General features: G+C 53.8%; 24 protein-coding genes and 2 tRNA genes. 10 read left to right on the top strand and 16 right to left on the bottom strand.

What is annotated here, in order from left to right:
• Position 1 precedes the first annotated feature (1 nt).
• From dgcN to mntP, 3 genes are all read right to left on the bottom strand, one after another.
• Positions 2-1,009 carry an N-acetyltransferase DgcN gene (gene dgcN, locus F3J38_RS22415; RefSeq protein WP_167142238.1) on the bottom strand — a complete coding sequence of 336 codons (1,008 nt, stop codon included), beginning with the start codon at positions 1,007-1,009 and terminating at the stop codon, positions 2-4.
• A 247-nt stretch (positions 1,010-1,256) separates the two neighbouring features.
• On the bottom strand, positions 1,257-1,391 hold the full coding sequence (locus tag F3J38_RS28520; RefSeq protein ID WP_505538584.1) for a hypothetical protein: 135 nt from the start codon (positions 1,389-1,391) through the stop codon (positions 1,257-1,259).
• Between the two features lie 61 nt (positions 1,392-1,452).
• Positions 1,453-2,025 carry a manganese efflux pump MntP gene (gene mntP, locus F3J38_RS22420; RefSeq protein ID WP_167142242.1) on the bottom strand — a complete coding sequence of 191 codons (573 nt, stop codon included), beginning with the start codon at positions 2,023-2,025 and terminating at the stop codon, positions 1,453-1,455.
• A 283-nt stretch (positions 2,026-2,308) separates the two neighbouring features.
• On the opposite strand from mntP, the gene F3J38_RS22425 reads away from it, so the two are divergent.
• A complete protein-coding gene (locus tag F3J38_RS22425; protein ID WP_167142245.1) occupies positions 2,309-2,551 on the top strand; it encodes a DUF1158 domain-containing protein in 243 nt (80 codons plus the stop codon).
• A 533-nt stretch (positions 2,552-3,084) separates the two neighbouring features.
• Positions 3,085-4,695, top strand: coding sequence for a malate dehydrogenase (quinone) (gene mqo, locus F3J38_RS22430; protein WP_167142248.1), 1,611 nt, complete (start codon positions 3,085-3,087; stop codon positions 4,693-4,695).
• A 95-nt stretch (positions 4,696-4,790) separates the two neighbouring features.
• Here the strand turns inward: mqo and F3J38_RS22435 are convergent, their stop codons facing one another.
• A complete protein-coding gene (locus F3J38_RS22435) occupies positions 4,791-5,378 on the bottom strand; it encodes a LysE family translocator (RefSeq protein ID WP_167142251.1) in 588 nt (195 codons plus the stop codon).
• Positions 5,379-5,513: 135 nt separating this feature from the next.
• Here F3J38_RS22435 and F3J38_RS22440 point away from each other — a divergent pair, with 135 nt between their 5' ends.
• Positions 5,514-7,004, top strand: a complete 1,491-nt coding sequence (locus F3J38_RS22440) for an aminotransferase-like domain-containing protein (protein WP_034819992.1) — start codon at positions 5,514-5,516, stop codon at positions 7,002-7,004.
• Here the strand turns inward: F3J38_RS22440 and F3J38_RS22445 are convergent.
• A complete protein-coding gene (locus F3J38_RS22445) occupies positions 6,971-7,594 on the bottom strand; it encodes a glutathione S-transferase family protein (RefSeq protein ID WP_084938256.1) in 624 nt (207 codons plus the stop codon). The genes F3J38_RS22440 and F3J38_RS22445 overlap by 34 nt on opposite strands.
• A 113-nt stretch (positions 7,595-7,707) precedes the next feature.
• On the opposite strand from F3J38_RS22445, the gene F3J38_RS22450 reads away from it, so the two are divergent.
• Positions 7,708-8,556, top strand: coding sequence for a PhzF family phenazine biosynthesis protein (locus tag F3J38_RS22450; protein ID WP_167142254.1), 849 nt, complete (start codon positions 7,708-7,710; stop codon positions 8,554-8,556).
• A gap of 219 nt (positions 8,557-8,775) precedes the next feature.
• Here the strand turns inward: F3J38_RS22450 and F3J38_RS22455 are convergent, their stop codons facing one another.
• Positions 8,776-9,534: an SDR family NAD(P)-dependent oxidoreductase gene (locus F3J38_RS22455; protein WP_167142257.1), complete on the bottom strand. Its 759-nt coding sequence runs from the start codon at positions 9,532-9,534 to the stop codon at positions 8,776-8,778.
• Between the two features lie 115 nt (positions 9,535-9,649).
• On the opposite strand from F3J38_RS22455, the gene F3J38_RS22460 reads away from it, so the two are divergent.
• The 3 genes from F3J38_RS22460 to F3J38_RS22470 all read left to right on the top strand — a co-directional run bounded on the left by F3J38_RS22460 (position 9,650) and on the right by F3J38_RS22470 (position 13,217).
• The gene (locus tag F3J38_RS22460) at positions 9,650-10,549 is read left to right on the top strand and encodes a LysR family transcriptional regulator (protein ID WP_167142260.1); all 900 of its coding nucleotides are present in this window, start codon (positions 9,650-9,652) and stop codon (positions 10,547-10,549) included.
• Positions 10,550-10,594: 45 nt separating this feature from the next.
• Positions 10,595-11,596, top strand: a complete 1,002-nt coding sequence (gene yhjD, locus F3J38_RS22465) for an inner membrane protein YhjD (protein ID WP_167142263.1) — start codon at positions 10,595-10,597, stop codon at positions 11,594-11,596.
• 289 nt (positions 11,597-11,885) lie between these two features.
• Positions 11,886-13,217, top strand: coding sequence for an MFS transporter (locus F3J38_RS22470; protein ID WP_167142266.1), 1,332 nt, complete (start codon positions 11,886-11,888; stop codon positions 13,215-13,217).
• A gap of 496 nt (positions 13,218-13,713) precedes the next feature.
• Here F3J38_RS22470 and ilvC read toward each other — a convergent pair whose 3' ends face one another.
• Positions 13,714-15,189, bottom strand: coding sequence for a ketol-acid reductoisomerase (gene ilvC, locus F3J38_RS22475; RefSeq protein ID WP_167142269.1), 1,476 nt, complete (start codon positions 15,187-15,189; stop codon positions 13,714-13,716).
• A 161-nt stretch (positions 15,190-15,350) separates the two neighbouring features.
• On the opposite strand from ilvC, the gene ilvY reads away from it, so the two are divergent.
• Positions 15,351-16,232: an HTH-type transcriptional activator IlvY gene (gene ilvY, locus F3J38_RS22480; protein ID WP_167142272.1), complete on the top strand. Its 882-nt coding sequence runs from the start codon at positions 15,351-15,353 to the stop codon at positions 16,230-16,232.
• Here ilvY and ilvA read toward each other — a convergent pair whose 3' ends face one another.
• From ilvA to ilvL, 6 genes are all read right to left on the bottom strand, one after another.
• The gene (gene ilvA / locus F3J38_RS22485; protein ID WP_167142275.1) at positions 16,233-17,780 is read right to left on the bottom strand and encodes a threonine ammonia-lyase, biosynthetic; all 1,548 of its coding nucleotides are present in this window, start codon (positions 17,778-17,780) and stop codon (positions 16,233-16,235) included.
• A gap of 6 nt (positions 17,781-17,786) precedes the next feature.
• Positions 17,787-19,637 carry a dihydroxy-acid dehydratase gene (gene ilvD / locus F3J38_RS22490; protein ID WP_167142278.1) on the bottom strand — a complete coding sequence of 617 codons (1,851 nt, stop codon included), beginning with the start codon at positions 19,635-19,637 and terminating at the stop codon, positions 17,787-17,789.
• A 61-nt stretch (positions 19,638-19,698) separates the two neighbouring features.
• Positions 19,699-20,628, bottom strand: a complete 930-nt coding sequence (locus tag F3J38_RS22495) for a branched-chain amino acid transaminase (RefSeq protein ID WP_034820022.1) — start codon at positions 20,626-20,628, stop codon at positions 19,699-19,701.
• Between the two features lie 18 nt (positions 20,629-20,646).
• Positions 20,647-20,904, bottom strand: a complete 258-nt coding sequence (gene ilvM / locus F3J38_RS22500; protein WP_034820026.1) for an acetolactate synthase 2 small subunit — start codon at positions 20,902-20,904, stop codon at positions 20,647-20,649.
• Complete coding sequence (ilvG, locus tag F3J38_RS22505; RefSeq protein WP_167142281.1) at positions 20,901-22,547, bottom strand: acetolactate synthase 2 catalytic subunit; 1,647 nt, start codon at positions 22,545-22,547, stop codon at positions 20,901-20,903. The genes ilvM and ilvG overlap by 4 nt, the downstream gene beginning before the upstream one ends.
• Positions 22,548-22,696: 149 nt before the next feature.
• On the bottom strand, positions 22,697-22,795 hold the full coding sequence (gene ilvL, locus F3J38_RS22510; protein ID WP_071531048.1) for an ilv operon leader peptide: 99 nt from the start codon (positions 22,793-22,795) through the stop codon (positions 22,697-22,699).
• Between the two features lie 327 nt (positions 22,796-23,122).
• Between ilvL and F3J38_RS22515 the strand changes: the two genes are divergently transcribed.
• A complete protein-coding gene (locus F3J38_RS22515; RefSeq protein ID WP_167142284.1) occupies positions 23,123-24,643 on the top strand; it encodes a YifB family Mg chelatase-like AAA ATPase in 1,521 nt (506 codons plus the stop codon).
• Between the two features lie 30 nt (positions 24,644-24,673).
• Here the strand turns inward: F3J38_RS22515 and F3J38_RS22520 are convergent, their stop codons facing one another.
• The gene (locus F3J38_RS22520; protein ID WP_007888811.1) at positions 24,674-25,012 is read right to left on the bottom strand and encodes a MaoP family protein; all 339 of its coding nucleotides are present in this window, start codon (positions 25,010-25,012) and stop codon (positions 24,674-24,676) included.
• Between the two features lie 121 nt (positions 25,013-25,133).
• On the opposite strand from F3J38_RS22520, the gene hdfR reads away from it, so the two are divergent.
• Positions 25,134-25,955 carry an HTH-type transcriptional regulator HdfR gene (gene hdfR / locus F3J38_RS22525; protein ID WP_167142287.1) on the top strand — a complete coding sequence of 274 codons (822 nt, stop codon included), beginning with the start codon at positions 25,134-25,136 and terminating at the stop codon, positions 25,953-25,955.
• Between the two features lie 126 nt (positions 25,956-26,081).
• On the opposite strand, the gene F3J38_RS22530 is transcribed toward hdfR, so the two are convergent.
• Both F3J38_RS22530 and F3J38_RS22535 read right to left on the bottom strand, forming a co-directional pair.
• Positions 26,082-26,157 (bottom strand) — tRNA-Trp (locus F3J38_RS22530).
• A gap of 8 nt (positions 26,158-26,165) precedes the next feature.
• Positions 26,166-26,242, bottom strand: a tRNA-Asp gene (locus F3J38_RS22535).
• Positions 26,243-26,291 lie beyond the last annotated feature (49 nt).

The raw sequence follows: 26,291 nt of genomic DNA on the forward strand, positions 1-26,291 counted from the left end.
CTTAGCCACGCTCCTGCAGCAGGGCGGCGATATCCGCGATACCAAAACGCACCGGATCGGTGGCAGGCACGCCAAACTCCGCCGTGATTTCGGCACAATAGGCGCGTGCTTCCTCTTCACTGTAGTTAGAGGTGTTGATGGCGAAACCCGCCAGCTGTACATGATCGCTGGTGACGTGCGCCGCACGGAGGTTGGCTTCCACGCAATCTTTCAAGCTGACCATCGGTTGATGCGGCAAGTGGCGCATATGTGGGCGGCCCATTTCATGGCACATCACCAACCAGTGCGGCTGAGCACCGTGAATCAAGCCCATGCTGACGCCGGCATACGAAGGGTGGAACAGGGAACCCTGGCCTTCAACAATATCCCAGTGATCGGCATCATTAGCCGGTGACAAGGCTTCAGCCGCGCCGGCGATGAAGTCGGCAATCACGGCATCAATGGCAATGCCTTCACCCGCCACCAGAATTCCGGTTTGACCTGTAGCACGAAAATCGGCTTTCATCCCACGTTCACGCATTGCCGCTTCGAGCGCCAGTGAGGTGTACATCTTGCCCACAGAACAGTCTGTGCCGACAGTGAGTACACGCTTACCCGTTCGTTTCTTGCCGCTGCCGACATTCAGTTTTGGTCGCATATGGCGCAGGTCAAACAGCTCAACGCCAAACTCCTGCGCTAACGCCACCAGCTCAGGCTCGTCCACCAGGCGATGGTGTAAGCCGCTCGCCACGTTCATCCCAGCTTTGATCGCACCTTTAACAGTATCGAGCCAGTGCTCCGGCAGATAACCACCGGCGTTAGCGGTGCCGAGCACCAAGGTTTTCGCGCCACGCTCTTTCGCCGTGGCGATATCTAGCACGTCCAGACCTAAGCTAACGGTGCAGCCCGGCAGTTTAATTTCACCAACGCATTGCTCTGGGCGCCAGACGTGAATGCCGCGGGCGGTTTTAGCAGCCAGTGGGTCGGTGACATCGCCAAGGAACAATAAATAGGGTTGTGGGATCAGCATGATGTTTCTCGTTTCAGACGGGTTAGAGGGTCTGAATCGACTATTTCATGTGGAGAAAAGGGTGACGAATGCTTGTTTGGTGGCGGGGTATAACGTCAGGCTATAGTCAGATCAAAAACCGATGATAGCGGGCCCAAAACAGGGATAGATGAGAAAAAGTGTGAAATAAAACGGTGGGAAAGATAAGAAAATCATTGATAACCACCGGTCGATCCTTGACCGCGATTATCGAGGGTATCTGCGGCGCTTAGTGTAATGCGCCCGGCGGTACGTGTTTGAAGGTCTCAACGTAAGTGCGGAACACGTAGCGGAAAAAACGTTTCATGGTTACCTGGCTCAAAAATAGTTGAAGAAACACGCGAAAAGTATAACTAACGAGCATTTTTCACGCAAATATTTTTGAGCCAGATCACAAAATTGAGGATTTATTGCCGAAAACAGCCTTAGCTGAACCAACCAAGATGTTCGAAAAGAATGGTACAACCGATGCTAATCAGCACCACGCCGCCTAATACCTCTGCCCATTTACCCATCACCGGGCCAATAAAACGACCCACCATCACACCGGTCGTCGCCATCACCGTGGTCGCTGCGCCAATGGTTACCGCTGTCAGAATGATATTCACTTGCAGGAATGCCAGACCCACACCCACAGCCAGCGCGTCAAGGCTGGTCGCCACCGCAGTCAGAGCAAGCACCATAAAACCGTGGCGTTGCGGTGCTTCACAAGGTTCGTCGGCAGTCTGACGGAAGCCTTCCATCATCATACGGCCACCCAGCACGGTTAACAGGCCAAAGGCCACCCAGTGATCCCACGCCATGATGTAACGGCTGGCAGCCAAGCCAATTGCCCAGCCAATCAGTGGAGTCAGCATCTCAATGACACCAAAAATCAGGCCGGTGCGCAGCGCTTCTTTGAAATTCGGGCGATGTAAGGAAGCGCCTTTGCCCAGTGCTGCGGCGAAGGCGTCCATCGACATACCAAAAGCCAGAATCAGAGTTGCGATAAATGTCATGGGTTTTCAATCAATGCCGCGGAAAAAGCATTCAAACTGGCGATTTTCCGCATCTATTGTTCAGTAATGAAAAAGTGCGCGCAGTCTAGCACGCAAAAACGCCAAAAAAAAGACAGTAAAATCATGGATTTAAGTATAGCAAAGGCTATAACTCTTAACTTGCGCTATTTATGACGCTAAGTGAATGGAATAGAAGAATTTTCTTAAGCCTGATCGGCATGGGGATTGCACTGCGCCGCCGTTTTGTGCGCTAATGCCCGCGCTAATTGATAGGAAAACTGCGATGAAAAACCCACTCGAAACGCTGATTATCCCTGGAGGCATCTTGCTGCTGGGATTCCTCTCTGCGCTACTGTTGCCTGCCCCTCAGTTTGGCCTTGAATTATCCAAACAGATCCAGGCGCAGTTGCATTTGCAGGACCTGAATCAGCTTTACACCATTGTCTTCTGCTTGTGGTTCCTGATTCTTGGCACGATTGAATATTTCGTCATCCGCTTTATCTGGCGTCGCTGGTCAAAAGCGTGAAATTTCCTACTGCGCGATGCATTTTTCTTCTGACTTAAGCTCAGTGCGGCTGATCATTTAACATACCCCAAAAATGTAACATTATTTTTACACGGATTGGCGAAACATTGCGCAACAGAAAAACCGCATCAAAAATCAATTTTTAACAAAATCATAATTATCATAGTGTTATGTTGTGATCTGGCTCACCACCCCATATTTAACCCACTCAACACCCTCACAACCCTGCAACAAGTGCGTTACTATAACCTTCTGATTTGGGGATAAAAATCCCTTATGGCTGCGGGGTTGAGCTGATTAATTCTTATGCTGAATCATTTCCGCCTTTAAAAAATAAACAAACGTTTAATTCCGATACGAGAATGTTATATTCGAATGCATATGCATAACGTGCAGTTAATCGTTATCGTCCCTATGACTTAAACCTGAGTCTTAACCTTTGAGAAATAGCGCGACGCGCTCGAAAGAAGCGTGGCTGTTTCGCCTGCGAACCTGTTGAACTTCAGGTCAACAGAGAGAGGAGATGTCGCCTCATGAGTACTACTGCGGTAAACCTGGCGCTCGCCGCCGCTGGTATGGATAGCGCAAACCTTCAGGAACGAAAGGATGTCGACGTACTGCTGATCGGCGCAGGCGTGATGAGTGCCACCCTTGGCGCATGGCTGCAGGATCTGGAGCCGGACTGGTCGATTGAGATGGTGGAACGCCTCGACGATGTCGCGGTGGAATCCTCCAATGGCTGGAACAATGCCGGTACCGGCCACGCTGCGTTGGCCGAGCTGAACTATACGCCGCAGAAGGCGGATGGCAGCATCGACATTGCAAAAGCGGTGGCGATCAACGAATCGTTCCAGATTTCTCGTCAGTTCTGGGCGTACCACGTTCAGAAAGGCAACCTGCGCAATCCAAAAAGCTTTATCCACAGTACGCCGCACATGAGCTTCGTCTGGGGCGACGATAACGTTGAATTCCTGCGCAAACGTTTCCAGGCGCTGCAAAAAAGTACCCTGTTCCGTGGCATGAACTATTCAGAAGATCGCGACCAGATCACCCAGTGGATTCCGCTGGTGATGAATGGCCGTGACAGCAAACAGAAAGTGGCGGCCACCTGGACCGAAATGGGCACCGACGTCAACTTCGGTGAAGTGACGCGTCAACTGATTGCCTCTTTACAGAAGAAAGCCAATTTTCGCCTGCGTCTGCGTCAGGAAGTGCGTGATATCAAGCGCCTGAGCGATGGCCGCTGGCAGGTGACGCTGCACAATCTGGCCAGCGGTGAAAATCGCCTGCTGACGACACGCCATCTGTTTATCGGTGCGGGCGGTGCGGCGTTGCCACTGCTGCAAAAATCCGGCATCCCGGAAGTGAAAGGCTACGCCGGTTTCCCGGTGGGCGGTTCCTTCCTCGTGACCGAGAATCCAGAAGTGGTACAGCAGCACATGGCGAAGGTGTACGGTAAAGCCAGCGTTGGCGCGCCGCCGATGTCGGTACCGCACGTCGATACTCGCGTGCTGGATGGCAAGCAGGTTCTGCTGTTTGGCCCGTTCGCCACCTTCTCGACCAAATTCCTGAAACAGGGTTCGCTGCTGGATATGTTCGGCGCGATGAACGGCAGCAACCTGTTGCCGATGATGCAGGTTGGCCTGAAGAGTTTTGACCTGGTGAAATACCTGGTCGATCAGGTGCTGCAAAGCGATGACGATCGCATGGAAGCGCTGCGTGCTTATGTGCCGCAGGCGAAACAGGAAGATTGGCGTTTAGTCACTGCTGGCCAGCGCGTGCAGATCATCAAGAACGATGAGAAAGAGGGCGGCGTGCTGCGCTTAGGCACGGAAGTCGTGACCTCTGAAGATGGTTCGATTTCTGCCCTGCTCGGCGCATCACCGGGTGCGTCTACTGCGGCGCCGATTATGCTGGAGCTGATGGCGAAAGCCTTCCCAGAGCAGATGCGTTCACCGGAATGGCAGACCAAGATCCGTGCGGTGATCCCAACCTGGGGCCGTAAGATGAACGGTGATGTGACACTGACCGAGAAGATTCTGGCGGAAACCAGCCGCGTACTGCAACTCGATTACGCACCGATCGTTACGCCAGACGCGGCGAACGACGAAGCCCGCGAGACGGCGCACGTGGTGGGGAAGTAATCAGGCAATCCTGATTGCCCGTCAATAATGATGAGGCCGTGCAAGCGGCCTTTTTTATTTTGAAAACCGGGGCATTCACCGCCAGCTAAATGCTCTTAGGATAACAGTACCGCGTCATACAACATCCAACCTGTGGTGGCCACCAGCGACAGCGCCATCAGGCTGTTAAATGCCTGGCGTTTCCACGCCACCTGCAGATGACTGCGCAGACGATCGCCCATTGCGGCCCAGATCAAGATGCAGGGCAGATTCAATGCAGCAAACCCCAGCAACACAGTGATGACGCCGTTGCTGTTGGCGTACATCAGCGCCACGTTCGTCACCATCAACCACGCTTTCGGATTCACAGCCTGAAAACAGATACCGCCCACCAGCGTCATCGGACGTGGGCGCTCACGCGCTTCTGGTGCAGCGGCCCTGAAGATTTTCCATGACAGCCACAACAAGTAACTGCACCCCACAACCGTTAACGGTAAACGAATGGATGCCATCCAATTCAGCAACACATCCAACGCCATGCTTGCCAGCAACATCTGTACCGCACACCCCACCAGAATACCGAACAACATGGGCAGTGTGCGCTTGAAGCCGAAATTCACCCCAGAAGTTGCCAGTAATAGATTGTTCGGGCCGGGCGTGATCGACATAACGGTGACGTAGCTGAAGAATGAGGGATCGAGCATGGTGCATTCCTTGATGAATCAGTGATACATCATGCTAGTGCGTATAAGGGGATGGAAACAGAGACACAAAACCACTATTGTAATGGATACAGTTAACATTAATTTAGATTGTACCCATCGCACGCGGAGGCTTTTGTGTCCCTTCCCCTTTCATCCGGTCAAACGCTGTATCAGCAGCTGGCAGACAGCTTTGCCGAGTCGATTCATCAAGGCACGCTGAAGCCGGGAAAACGACTACCCGCCATCCGCCGCGTGGCACAATCGCATCAGGTTAGCGTCAATACTGTGCTCAATGCCTGGCAAATCCTTGAAGATCGCGGCCTGATCGAAGCGCGTCCGCAATCGGGCTATTACGTTCGTGGCGTGATGCCAGCCGTGACGCGTCCGGTCAAACCGCTGCCCGCGAAAATCAACGACCCCAGCACGCAGAAGCTGGAACTGATTGAGCAGGTGTTTGCCGCGCAGAATAACGCTGATTACACCAATATCTCTCTGGCCTGCCCGCAGGATGGCACCTTTTACCCGGCAGCGCGCTTAGGTCGAATCACCTCAGGCATTTTACGGCACAACCCCGATATCATCGGGCGCTATGCGCTTCCGCCGGGTAGTGAGCGCTTACGGGAGGAGATTGCACGTCGCAGTCTGCACACCGGTATCAATCTGACCGCGCAAGAGATCACCCTCACCCACGGCTGCATGGAAGCGTTACAGCTGGCGCTGCGGGCGGTGACCAAGCCTGGCGATTGCATTGGGCTGGAATCTCCCACTTACTTCTTCCTGTTTCCCCTGCTGGCGTCTCTGGGCCTGAAAGCACTGGAGATACCCACTGATCCTCAGCAAGGATTGTCGCTGGATGCGCTGGAGATGTTGTTACAGGAGAAGCGTATTCAGGCGCTGATTGCCATGCCCGGCGCGCAGAATCCTCTCGGCTATGTGATGCCACTGGAGAATAAGAAGCGGCTGGCAAAGTTAGTGAATACTTACCACGTTCCGATGCTCGAAGACGGGCTGTACGACGAGTTGCAGTTTGACTGGCCACTCTCGCCGCCGGTGAAAGCCTTTGATAGCGATGGCTGGGTGATTTACTGCACCAGTTTTACCAAAACCGTGGCGCCGGATTTCCGCGTGGGCTGGACCGCGGCCGGTCGTTTCCATCAGACCATCGCCCGTTTGAAAGCTGTCTCTTCGATGTCTGAATCGCGGTTGCTATGTGAAACCCTCGCCGAATTCCTCGCCAGCGGCGGATACGATCATCATCTGCGCTCGCTGCGCCGCCGCTATGCCGCCAATCTCGATGCAGCGCGCGGCATCATGGCGCGCCATTTTCCGCAGGGGACCCGCGCGACGCTGCCAAAAGGTGGTTTTGTGTTTTGGGTGGAGTTGCCGGGTAAAGTCGACACCGTGGAGATGTTCCATCGGTTATTGCAGGAGCAGATCTGCGTCACGCCGGGCGCGCTCTACACGCTGAGCGATCGCTATAAGCACGCGCTGCGCCTCTCCTGCTGCTATCCGTTTGATGAGCGTTACACGTGGGCTTTAAAACGCACCGGGGCACTGGCCTGCGAAATCACAGGCCTGGCACCGGGACAGGATCAAGGCTTGCCGTTGCGGCCCCAGGTGGTGTAGCCCTCACGTTCGGTCAGGCGCTCGTAATAGAGTTGCACGGCCGGGAAGTCAGGGTGTTCCAACGGGGTTTCAAACCAGCGATTGACCGCAAGCCCCACCGGGATATCGGCCAACGAGAAGTTACGGCCTGCGACGTAGCGCCCGGTTTTTTGCAGATGCTGGTCGAGAATGTTCATCGTATGCGTCCAACCTTTGATGGCAGCGGCCAGCAAGCGCGGATCCTGATGAGCGGGCGAGTTGCGCACCAGTGACATAAAGGCATAGCGCCAGGAAGTATTGAGTTCGGTGGCCTGCCAGTCCATCCACTGATCTACCGGTGCACGCGCACGTGGGTTTTCAGGATAGAGCCAGTCGCCGCCATTGCTGTTGGCGAGATAGCGCAGAATGGCGTTGGATTCCCACATCACAAAGTCATCTTCGATGATGACCGGAATCATGGCGTTGGGGTTAAGCGCCATAAATTCTGCCGAGTGTAGCGATTGCGGATCTTCACCCCAGGGTTCGTGCTCATACGCGAGATCCAGCTCTGAACACAACCACAGAACTTTGCGCACGTTGATTGAAGAAGTACGGCCAAGAACTTTTAACATAGCGGACTCCGATTCCAGAATTCTTAATCTATTCATAGCCCTGTTGCTGCACTTTCGCAATCAGCAGGATGTAAATCCCGATTTCAGACAACCTCAACGAGGAAGGAGAGACAATGAAGGTCGCATTTAAACAGGTGGATGTATTTACCTCGTCGGCATTTAAAGGTAATCCGCTGGCGGTGATCATGGAAGCACAAGGATTAAGCGATGCGCAGCTGGCAGCCATCGCACGCTGGACCAATTTGTCGGAAACCACTTTTGTGTTGCCACCGCAGGATGCCGCCGCCGATTACCGGGTGCGCATTTTCACCACTGAAGGTGAGTTGCCATTTGCGGGCCATCCCACGCTTGGCACCGCGCATGCGCTACTGGAAGCGGGCTGGCCGATTAAAACGCCGGGGAAAATTGTGCAAGAGTGCGGAGTGGGCTTAGTCGATGTGCGCATCAGCGAGGACGGTGCTCTGGCTTTTGCCGCACCGGAAGTGACGTTGACGCCGTTTGAAGATGCGCTGATGAGCAGTGCCCTGAACAGCGACGCGTTTGACGCCAGCCAAATGCCAACGATCGTCGATATGGGGATTCGCTGGTTGTTGATTCCGATGCGCAGCGCCCAGGCGGTATTGGAGGTTAAGGCCAACGCGGCCGATCTGCTGCGCTTACAGAAGCATGCTGACGTCAATGGCACGGCCATTTTTGGTCCGCTGCCAGACGATTGCGCCGAGCAGTACGAAGTGCGCGCGCTGCTGGTTGAGAACGGCAGCCTGACCGAAGATCCGGTAACCGGTAGTGCCAATGCATGCCTGGCCCGCTACTTTGCCGCGCAGGGAAAAACGCAGGATTATCGCGCGCGTCAAGGCAGCGCTATCGAACGTGAAGGACGAATTCAGGTGAGTTTTAGCGGTGAGACCATCTGGATTGGCGGCCAAACCGTAACGGTGATTGATGGGACGATTGATTTATAGCTGAACTGCGCCCGTGATTGAAGGGCGCTATTCAGTTGTCTGTGATCTGTGCGCGTGCTTAATGGCACGGATTCAGCCAGAGCCGATCAGTGCCCGAGTTGGACCAGGTCAGCATCAATGCTGACCCTACAAAGTTTGTCACGCTATGCATTCATGCGCGCTGAGTTCCATCAACATTTGTAGGGTGCGCATTCATGCGCACCTGTAAAATCACGTCAATTACAACGCCTGCCCACCTGAAGCTTCAATACGCTGCGCAGTGATCCAACCGGTTTCCTCACTCAGGATGGCGCTGATGGCGTCACCGATATCATCTGGCTGGCCAACGCGACCCAGAGAGGTCACTGAGGCAATGTGATCGTTAAGATCTTTGGTGTCACGTACGCGCCCACCACCAAAATCAGTTTCAATCGCTCCCGGTGCCAGAATATTGACGCGAATACGGCGCTCGCCCAGTTCTTTCGCCTGATAGCGCGTCAACACTTCCATAGCACCTTTAATGGAGGCGTAAGTGCCTGAACCAGACAGGGTCATGCGTGTTAACCCGCTGGAGATATTTAGGATGCGCCCGCCGTCGATGATCAGCGGCAGTAGTTTCTGCGTCAGGAAGAATGGCCCCTTCAAGTGCACGTTCACCAACGCGTCAAACTCATCCTCGGTGGTTTCCGCAAACAGCTTGTAGTGGCCGTGTCCGGCATTGTTCACTAAATAATCAAAGTTGTCGCGCTGCCAGGTTTTTTGCAGTGTCTCTTTGACCTGTGCCACAAAGCTGTCGAAGGTGTTGCTGTCGCCCACATCCAGCTGCAGCGCCACTGCACGCGCACCCAACGCTTCAATCTCCTTCACCACAGCCTGTGCTTCTTCCGCGTGGCCACGATAGGTAAAAAGGATATCCACGCCTTTGGCCGCCAGTTTTAGCGCGCCATTCTTGCCTAAACCGCGGTTACCACCAGTAATCAATGCAATTTTATGACTCATGTTTCGCTCCAGTTGGAAAATTGAACACGGGATAAGGATATTCGCGAATAATTGATCTATAAACGCATAGGAATACGCAGCACTGTTTCACTAACAACAACAATCGGTGAACCACATGGATAAAATTCACGCAATGCAGGTTTTTGTGCGAGTGGCAGAAATGGGCAGTTTTACTCGTGCGGCTGAGAGCCTGGGTTTACCCAAAGGCAGCGTATCGCGCCAGTTACAGGCGCTGGAAAATCAAATGGGCACGCGTCTGCTGCATCGCACTACGCGTCGTGTGCACCTCACGCAGGATGGGCTGGTGTATTACGATCGCTGTCTCGATTTACTGTCGATGCTCGACGACATGGACAGCCTGTTCCAGCACGATCCCGCCACCTTGAGCGGTAAACTACGGGTCGATATGTCGGTCGCCATGGCAACCGGTTTTGTTCTGCCGCGCCTGCCGGAATTTTTGCAGCACTATCCCGGCGTTGAGATTGAGCTTAGCAGCAGCGATCGGCAGGTGGATGTGATCCGTGAAGGATTTGACTGCGTGATCCGGGTAGGCGAACTGAAAGATTCAGGCCTGATTGCGCGTAAAATCGGATCACATGCCTTGATTAACTGCGCCAGTCCCGACTACCTTTCCCGCTTCGGCATGCCGGTACGCCTGGAAGATCTGGCGCAGCACGCGATGGTGCACTACACCCAGCAGTTGGGTCAGCCATCTTTGGGCTTTGAGTACTTTGATGGCAAACAAAGCCATTACGTGCAAACCGGCGGCGTGGTGACCGTGAACAGCACCGAAACCTATCGTGCGGCCTGCATAGCAGGGCTTGGCATTATTCAGGTGCCCGCGATTGGCGTGCAGCCACTACTGGAGTCAGGCCAACTGGTGGAGGTGCTGCACCATTTTCCGGCGAAACCGATGCCGATTTCGCTGCTCTACCCGCATCGCCGCAACGTAGCACGCCGCGTGCGCGTGTTCATGGAGTGGCTAAGTCAGGTTCTCCAGGAGTATGTGACATAGCAGGCTATAATTTTAATTTCGCAGTGAACAGGATGCTTATCGTCTATGACAGACAAACCGACTAAAGAACCCGCAGCGGAGCAGAAGCCGCTGATTGATATTAAAACCGGCAATAAAACCGTGGATGGTTCGATCCAGAACGTTTCGCGTTTTGCGACCTGGTTCCAATCCATCCCCGCTGTGGCGCACTTCCTTCGCGCGCTGGATCGGTTTAACGATCGCCTCGGCAGCCAGTTTGGCGCGGCGATCACTTACTTCTCCTTTCTGTCACTGATACCGATTTTGATGGTCTCCTTTGCGGCAGTCGGTTTTATACTGGCGTCGAATCAGGACTTACTCACCGAGTTGATCAACAAAATCGTTAACAGTATCAGCGATCCCACTTTAGCCAACACGCTGAAAAATACCGTCAATACCGCAATTCAGCAGCGCGCAACCGTAGGAATTACTGGGTTGCTGCTGGCGCTCTACTCCGGCATTAACTGGATGGGGAATTTACGCGAAGCGGTGCGGGCGCAATCGCGTGATGTGTGGGAACGAAAACCAGACGATCAGGAAAAAATCTGGAAGAAATATGCGCGTGATTTGGTTTCATTACTGGGTCTGATGCTGGCGCTGGTGATTACGCTGTCGCTCACCTCGATTGCAGGTGCCGCGCAGAACGCCATCGTTAACGCGCTGGGGTTGGAGGATATCGAGTGGTTGCGCCCGGCCATGACCATTATTGCGCTGTCGATCTCCATCTTTGCCAACTATCTGTTGTTCCTGTGGATTTTCTGGATTCTGCCACGCCATAAGCCGCGTAAAAAAGCCCTATTTCGCGGCACCTTGTTAGCGGCGATTGGCTTTGAGGTGATTAAGTTTGTGATGACGCTAACGCTGCCCAAACTGGCCACTTCGCCTTCCGGCGCGGCCTTTGGATCGGTGCTGGGGTTGATGGCGTTTTTCTATTTCTTTGCCCGTTTGACACTCTTCTGCGCGGCGTGGATCGCCACCGCGAAATACAAGGATGATAAAGAGATGCCACCACCCCATCAGGGCGAATAATCCCGCATTTCTGTTACATTTGCCGTAACAGCTAAAAATGTTTCCTGCTGGCTAATATTTCAGCAAAAACCAGCAGGAAACGCTAAAGGGTCACTTTAATTTGGCCCTTTTGCAGAGATTCCCGCCAAAAAAGTGACACTTCCCGTTCCCATCCGCCGCCGATTGCTGCAACTCAGAGATTATCCACTTTTTCGCCGAAAATGCCTGTTCTGACGCGGTTTTTCGCCATTGAATGCAGCAAAACAGGTGCGTAAGATTCTCTGTCTACATTTACAATTAAGAAACAGTTATGCAAGCCTCCATCACAGAAACACTCGACAAAAAACACGACGATACGCCCGTTAATTCACGTGGCAAAGTGGTTGTGGCATCGCTTGTCGGCACCGCTATCGAATTCTTCGATTTCTATATTTACGCTACTGCGGCAGTGATCATTTTCCCGCACATTTTCTTCCCGCAGGGCGATCCCACCGTGGCGACATTACAGTCGCTGGCGACCTTCGCTATCGCCTTTGTCGCGCGTCCAATTGGTTCTGCGCTGTTCGGCCACTTCGGCGACCGCGTCGGCCGTAAAGCGACGTTGGTGGCTTCCCTGCTGACCATGGGCGTCTCCACTGTTTTGATCGGCCTGCTGCCGAGCTATCAAACCATTGGCGTCGCCGCACCACTGCTGCTGGCGCTGGCGCGTTTTGGTCAGGGTCTGGGCTTGGGTGGTGAATGGGGCGGTGCGGCTCTGCTCGCGACCGAGAATGCCCCCGCGAAGAAACGTGCGCTCTACGGCTCTTTCCCACAGCTCGGCGCGCCGATTGGCTTCTTCTTCGCTAACGGTACTTTCCTGCTGCTCTCCTGGCTGCTGACCGATGAGCAGTTCATGAATTGGGGCTGGCGAGTGCCGTTCATTCTCTCTGCCGTGCTGGTGCTGATTGGTCTGTATGTGCGCGTATCGCTGCATGAAAGCCCAGTGTTTGCCAAGGTACAGAAAGAGAATAAGCAGGTCAAAATGCCGATTGGCACGCTGCTGAGCAAGCATCTGACCGCCACGATTCTTGGCACGTTCATCATGCTGGCGACCTATACGCTGTTCTACATCATGACCGTGTACTCGATGAGTTACGGCACCGCGCCGGCGCCAGCGGGCTTGGGCTTTTCCCGTAATAGCTTCCTGTGGATGCTGATGGTGGCGGTGATTGGTTTTGGTGTCATGGTACCGATTGCGGGCCTGCTGGCGGATCGTTATGGTCGCCGTCGCACCATGATCACCATTACCTTGATGATTATCGCCTTCGCGCTGATGTTCCCGATGCTACTGGGTTCAGGCTCACAGATCCTGGTGATGGGCTTCCTGCTGCTGGGCCTGAGCATTATGGGGCTGACCTTTGGTCCGATGGGTGCACTGCTGCCAGAGCTGTTCCCGACCGAAGTGCGTTATACCGGCGCGTCGTTCTCCTATAACCTGTCGTCAATTCTCGGGGCGTCGGTTGCGCCTTATATTGCGACATGGTTGAACGCTAACTACGGTTTGCAGGCAGTCGGTTTCTATCTGGCTTCAATGGCCGTGCTGACGCTGATCGCGCTGATTGCCTGTAAAGAGACACGTCACCAGACGCTGTACGAGGCGTGATGCTGATTTAACGTGAAGAAAAACCCGGCTTATTCAGCCGGGTTTTTTATTGGGTGGGAATTGTCGGGAGCGGTGTGGTTTGCCCGGTACGCATAAATGCGTACCCTACGAAAATCGTGCCAAAAGTATAAACCTTGGAATCGTGCCAAAGTGTGAACCCTGAAATCGTGTCAAAGGTATGAACCCTGGATTCGCATCAAAGGTATAAACCCTGGAATCGTGCCAAAGGTATGAACCCTTTAATCCTGCCGAAGATATAAATCCTGGGCTCATGCCAGAGATATAAACCCTGGGTTCGTGCCAAAGGTATGACGTGCGGTTTTTGTAGGGTACGCATTTATGCGTACCGGGTTAATTACGCACTGATTGGCTTAAGTGAACGCCATTAATGGCGACCAAAATGCAGCACGGTGATAACGCAAACGCGGATTCCAAGCATAAAAAAACCCCGGCAAGCCGGGGTTCTTCTTATGCTGAAAACTGTGTCGCGTGTGGCTTAGCCAGCAACCGCGATACGTTTCATGTCGGTCATGTAGCCACGCAGTTTGCGGCCAACCGCTTCGATTGGATGCTGACGAACGGCTTCGTTGACGTCACGCAGCTGTGCATTATCAACCTGAGTGCCTTCAAATGCTTTACCCAGATCGCCCGGCTGCAGCGTGGTCATGAACTCTTTCAGCAGTGGAACTGCCGCGAAGGAGAACAGGTAGTTACCGTATTCTGCGGTATCAGAGATAACCACGTTCATCTCGTACAGACGCTTACGTGCGATGGTGTTCGCGATCAACGGCAGCTCATGCAGTGATTCGTAGTAAGCAGACTCTTCAATGATGCCCGCATCAATCATGGTTTCGAAGGCCAGCTCAACGCCCGCTTTCACCATGGCAACCATCACAACGCCTTTGTCGTAGTACTCTTGCTCGTCGATTTTACCTTCGAACTGCGGTGCGTTCTCGAATGCAGTTGCACCGGTCTCTTCACGCCAGGTCAGCAGGTTTTTGTCGTCGTTCGCCCAGTCAGCCATCATACCGGAAGAGAATTCACCCGAGATGATGTCATCCATGTGCTTCTGGAACAGCGGAGCCATGATGGTTTTCAGCTGCTCAGACAGTGCGTAAGCACGGATTTTCGCCGGGTTAGACAGACGATCCATCATCAGGGTGATGCCGCCGAACTTCAGTGATTCGGTGATGGTTTCCCAGCCGAACTGAATCAGTTTTTCGGTGTAAGCCGCGTCGTGGCCTTCAGCCACCAGCTTATCGAAGCACAGCAGAGAACCGGCCTGCAGCATACCGCACAGGATAGTCTGCTCGCCCATCAGGTCAGATTTCACTTCAGCAACGAAGGAAGATTCCAGCACGCCAGCACGGTCGCCGCCGGTTGCAGCAGCCCAGGCTTTAGCGATTGCCAAGCCTTCGCCTTTTGGATCGTTTTCTGGGTGAACCGCGATCAGGGTTGGCACACCGAAACCACGCTTGTACTCTTCACGCACTTCGGTACCTGGGCACTTCGGTGCTACCATCACAACAGTGATGTCTTTACGGATGGTTTCACCAGATTCAACGATGTTGAAACCGTGTGAGTAGCCCAGCGCTGCGCCATCTTTCATCAGAGGCTGTACCGCTTTAACTACCGCTGAGTGCTGCTTGTCTGGCGTCAGGTTAACCACCAGATCCGCCTGTGGGATCAGCTCTTCGTAAGTACCCACTTTGAAACCGTTATCGGTCGCTTTGCGGAAAGAAGCACGCTTCTCAGCAATCGCTTCAGCACGCAGTGCATAAGCGATATCCAGACCGGAATCACGCATGTTCAGGCCCTGGTTCAGACCCTGAGCGCCACAGCCAACGATAACGACTTTCTTGCCTTTCAGGAAGCTAGCGCCATCCGCGAATTCATCGCGTGACATGAAACGACATTTGCCTAACTGCGCTAACTGGTTGCGCAGATTCAATGTGTTGAAGTAGTTAGCCATGGGTACTCCGGTTAGATGTTATGTTTGCTTTTGTTCGGTAACGGCACCGTATTCAGTGCCGCGAATGACCCCATCATATGACAGGAAATCCATTGCTTAAATTGATATATTAGCAAGGTCACATTGCAGAATTTGCAACAACACGTTGAGGTGAAACGCGCATGGATTTACGAGACCTGAAGCTCTTTCTTCATCTGGCCGAAAGCTGTCATTTTGGTCGCACCGCGCGTGCTATGCACGTCAGCCCTTCCACGCTCTCTCGCCAGATTCAGCGCCTTGAGGAAGATGTCGGTCACGCGCTGTTCCTGCGTGATAACCGCACCGTGACGCTCACTGAAGCCGGCGAGCGCCTCAAGCAATTTGCTCAGCAAACCTTGTTGCAATATCAACAGCTGCGCCACGTGATGGATCTGAACGGCCCTTCACTGAGCGGCGAGCTGCGCCTGTTCTGCTCGGTGACCGCCGCTTACAGCCATCTGCCTCCAATTCTCGATCGCTTCCGTGCTGAGCATCCACAGGTGGAAATCAAACTCACCACCGGTGACGCCGCCGACGCGATTGAGATGGTGCAATCGGGCGAGGCCGATTTGGCGATTGCCGGACGTCCGGAAACGCTGCCCGCCAGCATCGACTTCACGCCGCTCGCCATTCTTCCGCTGGTGCTGATCGCGCCCGCCCTGCCGTGTGCGGTGCGCAGCCAGGCCACGCAGGCGCAACCTGATTGGTCGCAGATTCCGTTTATCGTGCCGGAACAAGGCCCGGTGCGGCGCGGCATTGATTTGTGGTTCCGTCGCCATCGCATTCCGAATCCGCAAATTTATGCCACGGTGTCCGGGCATGAGGCGATTGTCTCAATGGTGGCGCTGGGATGTGGAATTGCGCTGCTGCCGGATGTGGTGCTGGAGAACAGCCCGGAGCCGGTACGCAATCGCGTACTGACGCTGGAGAATGTGGAGTCAGTCGCGCCGCTGGAACTGGGCGTCTGCGTACAAAAAAAGCGACTCGGGGAGCCGCTTATCAGTGCTTTCTGGAACCTGCTGTAACTACTGCCCGGCGAGGAAGAAACCGAACGCCGGGTTGTTCGCCTCATCGTGCCATTCGTAGCCCAACGCCGTGAGATGGGTTTCAAAATCCGGCTCTTGATCGTTGGCTTCGAAGGCCGCCAGTACACGACCGAAATCGGTGCCGTGGCTGCGATAGTGGAACAACGAGATATTCCAGTGCGCGCCCAGCGTCTGCAGGAACTTCAGCAGCGCGCCCGGTGCTTCTGGGAACTCAAAGCTAAACAAGCGCTCGCGCAACGGTTTCGACGGACGACCGCCGACCATGTATCGCACGTGCAGCTTCGCCATCTCATCATCTGACAGATCCACCACCTGATAACCACCTTCGCTGAGCTGGCTGATGATTTCACTGCGCTCTTCCAGACCGCGCGTTAAGCGCACCCCAACGAAGATGCAGGCGTTATCAGCATCCGCATAACGGTAGTTGAACTCGGTGATGGAACGGCCACCCAGTGTCTGGCAGAAACGCAGGAAGCTGCCCTGCTGTTCTGGAATGGTGACCGCCAGCAACGCTTCGCGCTGTTCACCAATTTCACATCGTTCGGACACGTAGCGCAGACCGTGGAAGTTGACGTTGGCGCCCGACAAGACGTGCGCGAGGCGCTCGCCTTTGATGTCGTGCTGCTGGATGTATTTCTTCATCCCTGCCAGCGCCAGCGCACCCGAAGGTTCCGCTACCGCGCGCACATCTTCGAACAGGTCTTTCACCGCCGCGCAGATGGCATCGCTATCCACGGTGATGATGTCATCGAGATACTCTTTGCACAGACGGAAGGTCTCGTTGCCGATGCGCTTCACCGCCACACCTTCAGCAAACAAACCGACACGCGCCAGATCCACCGGCTCGCCAGCATCCAGTGCCGCTTTCAGGCAGGCCGAATCTTCCGACTCCACCGCGATCACTTTGATCTGCGGCATCAGCTGTTTGATCAGCACCGCCACGCCCGCTGCCAGCCCACCACCACCGACCGGCACAAACACGCGATCGATATGCGCATCCTGCTGCAACAGTTCCATCGCCAGCGTGCCCTGTCCGGCAATCACTGCCGGGTGGTCAAACGGATGCACAAAGGTGTAACCCTGCTGCTCGGCCAGCTCAATCGCTTTGGCTTTCGCCTCGTCGAAGTTAGCACCGAACAGATAAGCCTCACCGCCAAATGCGCGCACTGCATCAACCTTGATGTCTGCCGTGGCCAACGGCATCACAATCAGTGATTTGATGCCAAGCGTGCTGGCCGAAAGCGCCACGCCCTGCGCATGGTTACCGGCCGAAGCCGTAATCACGCCGCGTGCTTTTTGCTCTTCGGTCAGCCCGGCAATCATCGCGTACGCCCCGCGCAGCTTGAAGCTGTGCACCGGCTGACGATCCTCACGCTTCACCAGAATGGTGTTGCCGAGACGCGATGAAATTTTTTCCATTTTTTGCAGCGGCGTAACCTGCGCAATTTCATACACAGGCGCACGCAGCACTGCGCGCAGATACTCCGCGCCGTTAGGCGACGCGGGTAGCGGTTGAGACTCAGCCATCAGTTGTTAGCCTCCCAGCTTGGACTTATCGCGTACCGCGCCTTTATCAGCACTGGTCGCGAGTGATGCATAAGCACGCAGCGCGAAGGAGACGGCACGTTCGCGGTTGTGCGGGGTGTAGGCCGCTTCGCCACGCGCCAACTCTTTTTCACGACGAGCGTGGATTTCGTTATCCGGCAGATCCAGATGGATACGACGGTTCGGGATATCCAGCTCAATCATGTCGCCATCCTGGATCAGCGCAATGGTACCGCCGCTCGCCGCTTCAGGTGAGATGTGACCGACAGAGAGGCCGGAAGAACCGCCGGAGAAGCGACCATCGGTGATCAACGCACAAGCTTTACCCAAGCCCATGGATTTCAGATAGGTGGTCGGATAGAGCATTTCCTGCATGCCCGGACCGCCTTTCGGCCCTTCGTAACGGATCACCACACAATCGCCAGCCACAACTTTGCCGCCGAGGATCGCATCTACCGCGTCATCCTGGCTTTCGTAAACTTTGGCTGGACCTTTGAAGGTCAGCAGCTCAGCGTCAACGCTGGCGGTTTTTACGATACAACCATCTTCAGAGATGTTGCCGTACAGTACGGCCAGACCGCCATCCTGAGAAAACGCGTGTTCGCGGGTACGGATACAACCATTTTCACGGTCATCATCCAGCGTGTCCCAACGACAATCCTGTGAGAAGGCCTGCGTGGTACGGATGCCGGCTGGGCCCGCGCGGAACATTTTCTTCACCGCTTCGTCTTGGGTCAGCATGATGTCGTACTGATCCAGGGTTTCACGCATGCTCTGCTGCAGAACGTTGCGCGCACTGGTGTCGATCAGCCCTGCACGATCCAGCTCGCCCAGAATCGCGACAACGCCACCGGCACGGTGCACATCTTCCATGTGATATTTCGGGGTACTCGGTGCCACTTTGCACAGGTGCGGCACTTTGCGCGACAGGCGGTCGATATCCGACATGTTGAACTCGATTTCGCCTTCCTGCGCCGCTGCCAGCAAGTGCAGAACGGTGTTGGTGGAACCGCCCATGGCGATATCCAGCGTCATCGCGTTCTCAAACGCGGCTTTGGTGGCGATGTTGCGTGGCAATACGCGCTCATCATCCTGCTCGTAATACTTTTTGGTCAGGCTAACGATGCGCTTACCGGCGTTGAGGAACAGCTCTTTACGGTCGGCGTGGGTCGCCAACAGTGAACCGTTGCCCGGCTGTGCCAGACCCAGCGCTTCAGCCAGACAGTTCATGGAGTTCGCGGTGAACATCCCTGAGCAAGAACCACAGGTTGGGCACGCAGAGCGTTCGATTTTATCGCTGTCTTCATCGCTGACGTTCGGGTTAGCGCCCTGAATCATGGCATCAACCAGGTCCAGCTTGATGATTTTGTCTGACAGTTTGGTCTTGCCGGCTTCCATCGGACCGCCGGAGACAAAGATCACTGGGATGTTGAGGCGCAGTGACGCCATCAGCATGCCGGGGGTGATTTTGTCGCAGTTAGAGATACACACCATGGCATCGGCGCAGTGCGCGTTCACCATGTACTCCACGGAATCGGCGATCAGCTCGCGCGAAGGCAGTGAATACAGCATGCCGCCATGACCCATGGCGATACCGTCATCCACCGCGATGGTGTTGAACTCTTTAGCGACACCACCGGCGGCTTCGATTTGCTCAGCCACCAGCTTGCCCATATCGCGCAGGTGCACGTGGCCCGGCACGAACTGGGTGAATGAGTTAACCACGGCGATAATCGGCTTACCGAAATCGGCGTCGGTCATTCCTGTGGCGCGCCACAGGGCGCGTGCACCCGCCATGTTACGACCATGGGTGGTGGTGGCAGAACGGTACTTAGGCATGCTCTATTTACTCCAGTCTGAAATATGACGCGGGCGCAGCTGCACCCGCGTAACTGTCTTGTTATGGATTAACTTGATCCAACCAGCCGTACTTGTCTTCGGTTTCGCCCGTGAACAGGCCGAAGAATGCGCTTTGAATTTTGGTGGTCACTGGACCGCGTTTGCCCGCACCGACCTGAATGCCGTCAACGCTGCGTACCGGGGTGATTTCTGCCGCAGTACCCGACATGAACACTTCGTCAGCCAGATACAGAGATTCACGCGACAGCGTTTGCTCACGCACTTCGATACCCAGATCAATCGCCAGTTTGATGATGGCGTCACGGGTGATGCCCGGCAATGCTGAAGAAGTGAACGGTGGCGTGAACAGAATGCCATCTTTCACTTCGAACAAGTTTTCGCCAGCACCTTCTGAAATATAGCCGTTGGTATCGAGAGCGATACCTTCCTGATAACCGTGGCGACGCGCTTCGCTGCCGACCAACAGTGAGGAGAGGTAGTTACCACCGGCTTTAGCCGCGGTTGGCAGGGTATTCGGTGCAACACGGTTCCATGAAGACACCATCGCATCGATACCGTTTTCCAGTGCTTCAGCACCCAGGTAAGCACCCCATGGGAAAGCAGCGATGATCACGTCGGTGGTGTAGCCATCTGGTGGGTTCACACCCAGACCTACGTCGCCAACAAACGCCAATGGACGAATGTAAGCGCTTTTCAGTTTGTTCACACGAATCACTTCGCGGCACGCTTCCATCAGCTCATCAACAGAGGCGGCGATAGGAAAACGATAGATTTTGGCGGAGTCGTGCAGACGCTGCATGTGTTCACGGTGACGGAACACTACTGGGCCTTTGTGCGAGTCGTAGCAGCGTACGCCCTCAAATACAGAAGTACCGTAGTGCAGTGCGTGAGACATGACGCTAACCTTGGCGTCTTCCCACTTAACCATCTCCCCGTTAAACCAAATAAAGTCTGCTTTCTTCGTACTCATTGCTATTTCCTTTGGCGACTAAGCGCGGATTTGTTGTGATGTCTGTTGCTGGATCTCGACACAGGCGACATCCATAAGTTTGCTTAACTGCGAAGACAGTAAATCGACAGAACGCTGGCTGGCAACGGTCATCTCGATATTAATGTTCTCAGCGTTGATCGCAGATGCCATGTTCATCGAGCACACCTGGAAGCCACGGTGGCGGACGACACGCAAAATGCGCTCCAATATTTCAGGGCGGAAGCGGGCTTCGATAGACAATTGATGCTGATTCATGCGGTTTTCTCCATCATGTTTGCGTTGCTGGCACCCGGCGGTACCAATGGCCAGACGTTCTCATGCTCATCGATTGAAACATGCAGGAAGTAAGGACCTTCACTGTTCAGCAGAGCATCAATTGCGGCGTCGACCTGATCTTTACGGCTAATGCGCTGGCCTGGGATATCAAATGCGCTGGCCAGCGTGAGGAAATCGGGGTTATCGGTGAGGATGGTTTCACTGTAGCGGCCATCGAAGAACAGCTGCTGCCACTGGCGCACCATGCCTAAACGTTGGTTGTCCAACAGCAGGATTTTGACCGGCAGCTTCTTACGCTTGATGGTACCCAGCTCCTGGATATTCATCATGATTGAGCCATCGCCTGACACGCAGATGACCGTATCATCTGGACGCGCCACTTGTGCACCTACGGCCGCCGGCAGACCGAAGCCCATGGTGCCTAAACCACTCGAGGTGATGAAGTTTTCCGGCGCGGTGAAGCTCATATGCTGTGCAGCCCACATCTGATGCTGGCCCACGTCGGTGGTGACGACGGTGCTATCGGCTTTACGATCGGATAACTGCTTCAGCAGCAGCGGAGCATAGATGGCTTCACCTGGGTGATCGTAACGCCAGTCAAACTCGGCTTTCATCGCTTTGACTTCGGTGCGCCAGCCCTCGATCTGCAATGGCATGCTTAACGCAGGCAGCACCTGATTTAAATCGCCCTGCAGTGAAACGTGCGCACGGCGCAGTTTGTTCAGTTCTGCCGGGTCAATATCGATATGAATAACGTTAGCGTGGGGTGCGAAGGTATCTAACTTGCCGGTGACGCGGTCGTCGAAACGCGCGCCAACGGCAATCAGTAAATCGCAGGATTGCACGGCAAGGTTGGCGGCTTTGGTGCCGTGCATACCTAACATGCCGAGATAAACGTCGCTGCTGACGTCGGCGCTACCCAAACCTTTCAGCGTGGACACCATCGGAATACCGGTTTCTTGCGCCATCGCACGCAGTGCAGGAACCGCTTGCGCCATGCCGACACCCCCGCCGATGTACAGCATTGGCTTATGCGATTGCGCCATCAGCGCACGGGCTTCCGCAATGTGCTGTGGTGAGTGGCTGATCGCCTCTTCAACCGGCAGCAAGTGCGGGGTTAAATCACCACTGGCAATTTGGATGTCTTTCGGGATATCCACCAGAACCGGCCCCGGACGGCCAGACTGGGCGATGGCGAAGGCTTCAGCCATCACGGAGGGCAAGTCTTCGAGGGATTCAACCAAGAAACTGTGCTTGGTACAGGCCAACGACAGACCGAGAACGTCAATTTCCTGGAAGGCATCGGTGCCGATGAAAGCTGAGGATACCTGGCCTGTGATCGCGACCACCGGAATGGAATCCATTAACGCATCTGCTAAACCGGTGATCAGGTTAGTGGCGCCGGGACCGGAAGTGGCGATACAAACGCCGGTCTTACCGGTGGCACGCGCATAGCCGATTGCCGCCATCACCGCACCTTGCTCATGACGACACAGTAGGTGTTCCACGCCGCCATCGTAGAGCGCATCGTACACTGGCATGATTGCGCCGCCAGGATAGCCAAACACTGTGTCGACACTCTGCGCGCGTAAAGCCTGAACTACCCACTGTGCACCTGTCATCGTTATTCTCCTGTATTCCTTGGGGAACAACAGAATTTTATGCTACTGCTCATAATCTGTTCCTCGCTGATTCGCTGATATTTAGCCAGGTCGAAAAAAAACCCCCGGACCTTTCGGTGCGGGGGTTTTTGGAATTCCGGGCTTGATTTTTAAGCCTTTCTTTCTCCAAGCGATGCCCCGCACGGTGGGATAATAATCACCACCACGCTAATCACGACTAGGCTAATCACTTGTAGAAGGGCTTTCATGTGTTGTCTGTTTTTTCGATTGTTCGAAGTAATGCCTACAGAGTTACCATAGTTAGCTGCTTATTGACAATAATTTTCATAATGTTTTTTTATGACGCTGGCTAAAATTGGTGGTTATCGCGTTGTAAGTAAAAGGTTATTTATAGTTGTGATAATTATTCATTACGAACGTGGCGTAACCTCCTGTCGAAATTTGCGAATTTTCGCCTAATTGTTTTGAAAACAATGCAAATAGTTCCTATTAGCTGGAATCAGGTTCTTAATTTTCAGCATTCAATCACCATTCTGCTTTTTCACCCTGCATGATGAAGACAACAAGGAGCCATTATGTCTTTATCAAAGGTTTTAACCCGTGCTGCGCTCGGTGTGCAGGCACCGCTGGTGACAGTCGAAGTGCATATTAGTAAGGGGTTACCTGCGCTAACGTTGGTTGGCCTCCCCGAAACCACAGTCAAAGAAGCACGGGAACGGGTACGTAGCGCCATTATTAATAGTGGATTCACCTTCCCAGCGAAACGCGTCACCATCAATTTAGCTCCCGCCGATCTGCCTAAAGAGGGTGGCCGCTATGACCTTCCCATCGCCATTGCGATTCTCGCGGCCTCAGAGCAGCTTCCTGACGCAAAACTAGCGCAATATGAATTCCTGGGTGAGTTGGCCCTTAACGGCGCGCTCTGTGGCGTTCAGGGTGCTATTCCTGCAGCGATGGCAGCGTTGCAATCAGGCCGACAGATGGTGCTAGCTGAAGAGAATCAACAAGATGTGGGATTAATTCAACAAGGTGAGACGTTAGTCGGCAAACATTTGGTTGAGATTTGCGCTTTTCTGCATAGCCAATCGCCACTTCCTGTCGCCCACTATCAACCTGAGGCACTGGATCCTGAAAAGCAGGACCTGAGCGATATCATTGGCCAAGAGCAAGGGCGCCGAGCATTGGAGATTACTGCGGCAGGTGGCCACAATTTGCTATTGCTGGGGCCACCGGGAACAGGGAAAACCATGCTGGCTTCGCGCTTGCCCAGTATCATGCCGCCGCTAGGCGAGCAGGAAGCGCTTGAGTGCGCAGCGATCAACAGCCTGGTCAGCAGCGGGAATATTCATCATCAGTGGCGCAGAAGGCCATTTAGAGCACCACATCACAGTGCTTCACTCTATGCACTGATTGGCGGGGGAGCACTACCTAGACCCGGTGAAATATCGTTAGCGCACAATGGCGTGCTGTTTCTCGATGAACTGCCAGAATTCGACCGCAAAGTTCTGGATTCACTACGTGAGCCCATTGAGTCGGGAGAGATCGCGATTTCACGTACTCGCGCTAAAGTCACCTACCCCGCACGCTTTCAACTCATTGGCGCGATGAACCCCAGCCCCACCGGTCATTATCAAGGTAGCCACAACCGTTGTACGCCACAGCAGGTATTGCGATATCTAAGCCGCCTGTCCGGACCCTTTCTTGATCGCTTCGATCTGTCGCTGGAAATTCCACTACTCCCCAGTGGTGCATTGAGCCAAAAACAAGAGCCCAGTGAAGGAAGCGCAGCCGTGCTGAAACGCGTTCTGGCAGCCCGACAAATTCAACTGGAACGAGCGGGCAAGGTGAATGCGCATTTATCTAATCCCGACATCACTCGCTGCTGCCGATTATCACAGCAGGATGCAGCATGGCTCGAAGGAGTACTGAATTCATTAGGTTTGTCAGTTCGGGCATGGCAGCGGATCTTAAAGGTTGCGAGAACCATTGCCGATTTGGCAGGAGAGGAACTCATTATGCGGCAGCATTTGCAGGAGGCTGTGGGCTATCGCAGCATCGACCGTTTACTGATCTATCTGCATAAAAGTCTGGAATAAAAAACGGGGCTTTAAAAGCCCCGTTTTTGTTTAATCATCGCTATCGCTGAAGTCTTCTACCGTATCCATTTGCGGCTTACCGCCAGACAGGGTATGGAAACGCTTTGGACGCTTGATTCGCGCGGTGTATTTCGACCAAACGCGTTCAGCTTCCGTTTGCGGCTCACGAAGACCACGACATACTTCTAAAAATGAACGCTCTTCTTCCGTTGTGGGCTCGCGCTTGGCGAGGTCCAGCTCGTTAAAGGCGTAACCGTGGCGTTCCAGAAGCTGAGCTTCTTTAATGGTGAAATCACCATGACGCGAAAAACCACGTGGGTAATGTTTGTTATCAAAGAAACGATTTGTTGTTGCGAAGCTATCCGCCATTTTACACGCTCCCGACTCTCATATGGCCGTGCTATTTATGGCGCGGAGTATTAGATAGGCTTGACAGAGTGTAAAACAAAACATTTAAATCAGTACGACAAACAATTTTTGGGAGAATGCTGTGGATACGGAATTACTGAAAACTTTCCTCGAAGTGAGCCGAACACGCCATTTCGGGCGTGCTGCTGAAGCGCTTTACCTCACGCAATCTGCCGTTAGTTTTCGCATTCGCCAGCTGGAAAATCAGCTCGGCGTAAACCTTTTTACTCGCCATCGTAATAATATCCGCCTGACTTCTGCTGGTGAGCGTTTATTACCCTATGCAGAAAGCCTAATGAGCACTTGGCTGATGGCTAAAAAGGAAGTTTCGCATACACAACAGCACCACGAGCTTTCGATAGGCGCCAGCGCATCACTTTGGGAGGCCTACCTCACTCCTTGGCTGAAATCACTGTATGAGAACCGCGAAAGCCTTCATCTTGAAGCTCGAATCGCGCAACGACATCTTTTGGTAAAACAGTTACATGAGAGACAGCTGGATCTGTTAATTACCACTGAAGCACCAAAAATGGATGAGCTTACCAGTCAGCAAATTGGTCATATTTCACTCGCATTATTCCGTGCACGTAAAACAGAAAAGCGTGAAAAATATGATTACATTAAACTCGAATGGGGCGCTGATTTTCATCAACATGAAAGTTATTTGTCCAGCGACGATGTGCCAGTATTAACCACCACATCTGCGCACGTAACGCGTGAATTACTTCATACCACTGGCGCTTGTGCTTTTTTACCCGATTTCTGGCACGGCATTTATAGCGATCTCATGGTTATCCCTGATACACCCGTTGCCGTTCGGCCACTATATGCTGTATGGCTGCAGAACAGCGACCAGCAGGCGCACATTCGCCAACTGCTTAAATATCCGGTATTGACACAGTAATGCCATAATTGGGGGAGAGTTTGAGTGGACGACAGTGAAACTCAAACTCTTTTCACTGCTGAATTTTGATTTTATTGCTGAATTTTGGACAAAAAAAATCCTTTGCCGAAGCAAAGGATTGTTTTCTGGCAGGGGCGGAGGGACTCGAACCCCCAACACCCGGTTTTGGAGACCGGTGCTCTACCAATTGAACTACGCCCCTAAATAGGGTGGCGGAACGGACGGGGCTCGAACCCGCGACCCCCTGCGTGACAGGCAGGTATTCTAACCAACTGAACTACCGCTCCACCGATACTGTACCAAAATCAGAAAATCGTTCTGAATTCGGGTGTTTCG

Source organism: Candidatus Pantoea formicae (assembly GCF_011752625.1).
Classification (GTDB): Bacteria; Pseudomonadota; Gammaproteobacteria; order Enterobacterales; family Enterobacteriaceae; genus Pantoea; species Pantoea formicae.

Coding starts and splice junctions, on each gene's coding strand:
- F3J38_RS22425 (WP_167142245.1), top strand. CDS start 2,309: ATGAAAAACCCACTCGAAACGCTGATTATCCCTGGAGGCATCTTGCTG.
- ilvL (WP_071531048.1), bottom strand. CDS start 22,795: ATGAAAGCCCTTCTACAAGTGATTAGCCTAGTCGTGATTAGCGTGGTG.
- ilvC (WP_167142269.1), bottom strand. CDS start 15,189: ATGGCTAACTACTTCAACACATTGAATCTGCGCAACCAGTTAGCGCAG.
- ilvM (WP_034820026.1), bottom strand. CDS start 20,904: ATGAATCAGCATCAATTGTCTATCGAAGCCCGCTTCCGCCCTGAAATA.
- F3J38_RS22470 (WP_167142266.1), top strand. CDS start 11,886: ATGCAAGCCTCCATCACAGAAACACTCGACAAAAAACACGACGATACG.
- ilvG (WP_167142281.1), bottom strand. CDS start 22,547: ATGACAGGTGCACAGTGGGTAGTTCAGGCTTTACGCGCGCAGAGTGTC.
- F3J38_RS22460 (WP_167142260.1), top strand. CDS start 9,650: ATGGATAAAATTCACGCAATGCAGGTTTTTGTGCGAGTGGCAGAAATG.
- ilvA (WP_167142275.1), bottom strand. CDS start 17,780: ATGGCTGAGTCTCAACCGCTACCCGCGTCGCCTAACGGCGCGGAGTAT.
- mntP (WP_167142242.1), bottom strand. CDS start 2,025: ATGACATTTATCGCAACTCTGATTCTGGCTTTTGGTATGTCGATGGAC.
- yhjD (WP_167142263.1), top strand. CDS start 10,595: ATGACAGACAAACCGACTAAAGAACCCGCAGCGGAGCAGAAGCCGCTG.
- F3J38_RS22495 (WP_034820022.1), bottom strand. CDS start 20,628: ATGAGTACGAAGAAAGCAGACTTTATTTGGTTTAACGGGGAGATGGTT.
- F3J38_RS28520 (WP_505538584.1), bottom strand. CDS start 1,391: ATGCTCGTTAGTTATACTTTTCGCGTGTTTCTTCAACTATTTTTGAGC.
- ilvY (WP_167142272.1), top strand. CDS start 15,351: ATGGATTTACGAGACCTGAAGCTCTTTCTTCATCTGGCCGAAAGCTGT.
- dgcN (WP_167142238.1), bottom strand. CDS start 1,009: ATGCTGATCCCACAACCCTATTTATTGTTCCTTGGCGATGTCACCGAC.
- F3J38_RS22520 (WP_007888811.1), bottom strand. CDS start 25,012: ATGGCGGATAGCTTCGCAACAACAAATCGTTTCTTTGATAACAAACAT.
- F3J38_RS22455 (WP_167142257.1), bottom strand. CDS start 9,534: ATGAGTCATAAAATTGCATTGATTACTGGTGGTAACCGCGGTTTAGGC.
- mqo (WP_167142248.1), top strand. CDS start 3,085: ATGAGTACTACTGCGGTAAACCTGGCGCTCGCCGCCGCTGGTATGGAT.
- F3J38_RS22450 (WP_167142254.1), top strand. CDS start 7,708: ATGAAGGTCGCATTTAAACAGGTGGATGTATTTACCTCGTCGGCATTT.
- F3J38_RS22435 (WP_167142251.1), bottom strand. CDS start 5,378: ATGCTCGATCCCTCATTCTTCAGCTACGTCACCGTTATGTCGATCACG.
- ilvD (WP_167142278.1), bottom strand. CDS start 19,637: ATGCCTAAGTACCGTTCTGCCACCACCACCCATGGTCGTAACATGGCG.
- F3J38_RS22445 (WP_084938256.1), bottom strand. CDS start 7,594: ATGTTAAAAGTTCTTGGCCGTACTTCTTCAATCAACGTGCGCAAAGTT.
- F3J38_RS22515 (WP_167142284.1), top strand. CDS start 23,123: ATGTCTTTATCAAAGGTTTTAACCCGTGCTGCGCTCGGTGTGCAGGCA.